The sequence below is a fragment of the Enhygromyxa salina genome (assembly GCF_000737335.2).
Lineage (GTDB): Bacteria > Myxococcota_A > Polyangia > Nannocystales > Nannocystaceae > Plesiocystis > Plesiocystis salina_C.
The window spans coordinates 1-3,492 of the sequence record NZ_JMCC02000012.1; the positions used below are offsets into that span (position 1 = coordinate 1).

General features: G+C 68.6%; 2 protein-coding genes. Both read right to left on the bottom strand.

The window, feature by feature from the left end; all coding sequences use genetic code 11:
* Nucleotides 1–401: 401 nt before the first annotated feature.
* Nucleotides 402–1,169: a hypothetical protein gene (locus DB30_RS06515; RefSeq protein ID WP_052547112.1), complete on the bottom strand. Its 768-nt coding sequence runs from the start codon at nt 1,167–1,169 to the stop codon at nt 402–404.
* A gap of 43 nt (nt 1,170–1,212) precedes the next feature.
* Entirely contained in the window at nt 1,213–3,249 is a 2,037-nt protein-coding gene (gene tkt / locus DB30_RS06520) for a transketolase (protein WP_052547113.1), read from the bottom strand.
* Between the last annotated feature and the right edge of the window lie 243 nt (nt 3,250–3,492).

Genomic DNA, 3,492 nt, shown 5'->3' on the forward strand with positions numbered 1-3,492 from the left:
CATCGCCATCGCCATCGCCGTCGCCGTCGCCGTCGCCGTCGCCGTCGCCGTCGCCATCGCCGTCGCCGTCGCCGGGGTCACCGTCTCCGTCGCCGTCTCCGTCGCCGTCGCCTTGGTCCGCGGTCCCGGACTCGTCTGTGGTCATGCTCGTGAACGTGGTCGTTCCCGTGCTGTCCATCGTGATACCGACGGTGGTATCACCAGTCGTGTCGTCCGCGCAGGCCAAGAGGAGCGCAGGCAAGGCAAAGAATGCTGTCAGGTAGGTGGTACGCCGCATGGCCCAAGTGGACCAGAAATTCGCCGACAGCACGGTCCAGAACACCGGTAACGCGAGCTCGCCCGCGGAGATATTTCACACGGTGAGCCGGCGAAAAGCCCGCTGCGCTGCGCGCTCAACCCAATTAATCCGCTGCGCCGAGCGTGCTCACCACCTTGGTCTGGATCTGCTCACGGTAGCGAAACAACAGCCACGCCACCCCCGGGACCGCGAGCGCGCCCATGAAGAACAGCGTGGCGATCGTCTTCACGCGGATCTCGAACTCGCCCGCGAGCTGGCTGAAGTCCATCCAGTGGCCACCACCCTTGGCCTGCTCGTACATGTGGCGCAGCTCCTCGCTGGTCATGAGTCCAAACCCAAAGCGCAGGCTCTCGAACACGATGAACAGACCGCACGCGGCGTAGAGCGGGCGCTCGGCGGCGACCTTGATCGCGCTGCCCGACAGCGCGCGGTAGATGAACACCGTGGCGATGATCAGCTCGGTGCCGTGGCCCATTGCGACCATCAGGTGGCGATGCGCAGGGCTGACCGCCAGCAAGAAGAACACCGCGCCGATCCCCGTCCACGCCCACTTTGCGCGGGGGTTGGCGCGATGCTGCCAGCCCATCCACGCCACCAGACCCAAGGGCAGCAGCAACAGCGGCCAGACCCGATCACCCTGCAGCGTGATGCCGCCGCCGTAGGTGAAGTCGAAGGTTGGGATCGCCGGGTAGCCGAACAACCAAGCCGTGAGGGCGTGGCCCATCTCGTGGACCAGGATCGTCAGGTAGCCGAAGATGAAGCGCAGCTGCGGCAGCGCGCTGGCCAGCACCGCCAGGCCGGCGCCAACACCCATCGCGACCCAGCCCTGGCGCTCGACGTGGGAGACCTCGGGCGTCTCGACGAAGATCATCGTGGGGAGTGTAGCCCCCGAGCGGGCGGCGCCCAGTGGCCGCTCAACCCCGCGCCGCAGCCCAGCGCGCGAGCACGCCCTTCACGCTGAACCCAAACTCTTCCGCGAGCCGCTCCGCGGGCGCCGACGCGCCGAAGTGATCGATCCCCTGGACATGGTCGGCCCAGCGTGACCACCCGATCGTGGTGCCGGCCTCGATCGCCAAGCGCCGCTCCCGACCGACCGCCGCCGGCAGCACCGACTCACGATAGGCCGCGTCCTGCTCAACGAAGCGCTCCCAGCAGGGCATCGAGACCAGGCGGATCCGCTGGCCCTTCGCGCGCAGCTGATCCACGCACTCCGACGCCAGCGAGAGCTCCGAGCCCGTCGCCATGAAGATCCCATCGAGGTCGCCGGCGCCCTCGGGATCCGAGACGACGTAGGCCCCACGCGCGACCGCTTCGGCGTTGGTCGCCGCCAAGGTCGGCAGGTTCTGCCGGGTCAGCAGCAGCGCGGTCGGGCCGTCGGTTCGCTGCATCGCGCACTGCCACGCGCCAACGGTCTCGCGCGCGTCGCCGGGCCGCATCACGTGGAGGTTGGGGATCACCCGCAAGCTCATGGTGTGCTCGATCGGCTGGTGGGTTGGCCCGTCCTCGCCCAGCCAGAAGCTGTCGTGGGTGAAGATGTGCACGACCGGCAGCCCCATCAGCGCCGACAGCCGCAGGGCCCCGCGCATGAAGTCCGAGAACACCAAGAAGGTCGCGTCGAACACCCGCACGCCGCCGTGCAGGGCCATGCCGTTGCAGACGCCAGCCATGCCGTGCTCGCGGACCCCAAAGTGAAGCTTGCGGCTCTCGGGGTGTTGCTTGCTGTTGCCGGGCCCCGGCAGCTCGGTGCCGTTGGAGCCGGCCAGATCCGCGGATCCACCAAGCAGCAGCGGGTAGGCCTCGAACAGCGCCGAGACCACTTTTTGGCTGGCCTTGCGCGAGGCGATGGACCCCCCGGTCTCAAACCCGGCGAGGACCTTGGCGAACACCTCGGTCGCGGCCTTCGGCAGCTCGCCTGCGATCGCCTGATCCAAGGCGCGACCCAAGTCCGGGTGGGCCTCGCGATACGCGGCCAGCCGCGTATTCCAGTCCGCCCGGCTGCGCGCGTGCGCCTGCTTTTGCTCGGCCAGCGCCTGGCTGACCTCGGTGGGCACGTGGAAGGTTGGCTCGCTCGGCCAGCCGATCGCGGCCTTGGTCGCGGCGACCTCTTCCGCACCCAGCGGCGCGCCGTGGGCACCCGAGCTGCCGGCCTTGTTGGGTGAGCCCTGGGCGATCACGGTGCGACAGCAGATGATGCTGGGCTGATCCCCCGCGGCGCGTGCCGCCGCGATCGCCTTGCTGACCGCCGCGCGATCGTGGCCGTCAACCTTCTGCACGTGCCAGCCGTAGGCGACGAAGCGTGCCGCGACATCCTCTGTGAACGTGATGTCCGTGGCCCCGTCGATCGAGATCTGGTTGTCGTCGTAGAGGTAGATCAGCTTGCCAAGCCCAAGGTGCCCGGCCAGGCTCGCGGCCTCCGAGGCGATGCCCTCCATCAGATCGCCGTCGCTGACGATCCCGTAGGTCATGTGATCGATGATCGCGTGCCCCTCACGGTTGAAGTGGCTGGCCAAGAAGCGCTCGGTCAACGCCATGCCAACCCCAGCCGCGAACCCCGAGCCCAGCGGCCCGGTCGTGACGTCGACGCCCGGCGTGTGGCCGTACTCCGGGTGGCCCGCCGTCTTCGAGCCCCACTGGCGAAAGTTCTTCAGCTCGGTGATCGGCAGGTCGTAGCCGGTCAGGTGCAGCAGCGCGTACAGCAACATCGAGCCGTGCCCGGCCGAGAGCACGAAGCGATCACGATCGAACCACGTGGGCTCGGCCGGATCGTGGGTATGAAATTCCGTCCACAGCACCGTCGCCAGATCAGCGCAGCCCATCGGCATCCCGGGGTGGCCAGAGTTGGCGGCTTGGACCGCGTCGATCGCCAGACCCTTGATGGTCTTGGCCATCAGCTCGGCGGTCGCGGGATCGAAGCTGCGCGGGGTCGACTCGGCGCGGGGGGGCTGTGGCATGGGCGACAGCTATCACGCCGCGCGGCCCGGCTCACGGGTGGGCGAGCGGCGCTGATCGCCAAGCCGGGTGATTCGGGCCGCTGGCGGGCCCGTGCGCGCGTCTGTGCGTGGACGCCGGGTAGCGTGAGAGTGCTCCCTAAAGAGATCGCTGCCCGGGGTGCACCTGACTACGAAGCTGTCCGCAAGCGGGCGAGAAGCCCTCGCCCGAGCTGAAAACAGATCGCTGCCCGGGGTGCACCTGAC

What these genes read in the sequence shown, in the direction of transcription:
- DB30_RS06515 (WP_052547112.1), bottom strand. Translation starts at nt 1,169, where the DNA reads ATGATCTTCGTCGAGACGCCCGAGGTCTCCCACGTCGAGCGCCAGGGC.
- tkt (WP_052547113.1), bottom strand. Translation starts at nt 3,249, where the DNA reads ATGCCACAGCCCCCCCGCGCCGAGTCGACCCCGCGCAGCTTCGATCCC.